Source organism: Noviherbaspirillum sp. ST9, from assembly GCF_048799745.1.
Lineage (GTDB): Bacteria > Pseudomonadota > Gammaproteobacteria > Burkholderiales > Burkholderiaceae_D > Noviherbaspirillum.
Genome location: NZ_JBLWFR010000190.1, coordinates 1 through 545, shown reverse-complemented (window position 1 = coordinate 545; position 545 = coordinate 1). Strand labels below are relative to the sequence as shown.

Sequence of the window (545 nt, the reverse complement as noted above, 5' to 3'; positions counted from 1 at the left end):
CCGGATCCTTATAACCGCCAACTCCTTCAATGGGGGCATAAGCCGCATACCATCCGAACGATACTGTATGATTAGTTTTCTTGTAAGCCCTGAGATTTGCATAATACTGCTCATCGTATGTAAAGGGCTTTTGTATTTCGAGGGACTCTACATCCGCATCACAACCAGCAAGAGCAAACACCGATATGATAAACGAAAGTAAACCCATTAATTTTATTTTCATCGACAATCATTTTTAAGATTAAACCATCATTTATTTCTTATCCCACCATAACTTTGTACCACCATTATCCGGTCCGCCCAACTTTGCAATCCCCGACTTTACTCCGGATGCATTATTGTTGTACTCTGCCTGTGGATAAGGAATCCTCCTTACCTGAAGAGCCGTATTGATAGTACCGTTGCTATTGTTCACTACTACCGGCAACAGCCTGGGATATCCCGTCCGGCGGAATTCTGCCCATCCTTCAGACCCGGCAGGATACATCGCAATCCATTTTTGAGTAATGATCTTTTCAAGTTTCCTCTCATCAGAGACTACATCT

2 protein-coding genes are annotated in these 545 nt (G+C 43.1%); both read right to left on the bottom strand.

Annotated elements, in window-relative coordinates; all coding sequences use genetic code 11:
* Nucleotides 1-223: glycoside hydrolase family 18 (locus ACNOHI_RS25460; RefSeq protein ID WP_420477512.1), on the bottom strand; the 223-nt coding region annotated here is incomplete at its 3' end.
* A gap of 30 nt (nt 224-253) precedes the next feature.
* The coding region (locus ACNOHI_RS25455; RefSeq protein WP_420477511.1) for a SusD/RagB family nutrient-binding outer membrane lipoprotein at nt 254-545 on the bottom strand (292 nt) is incomplete at its 5' end.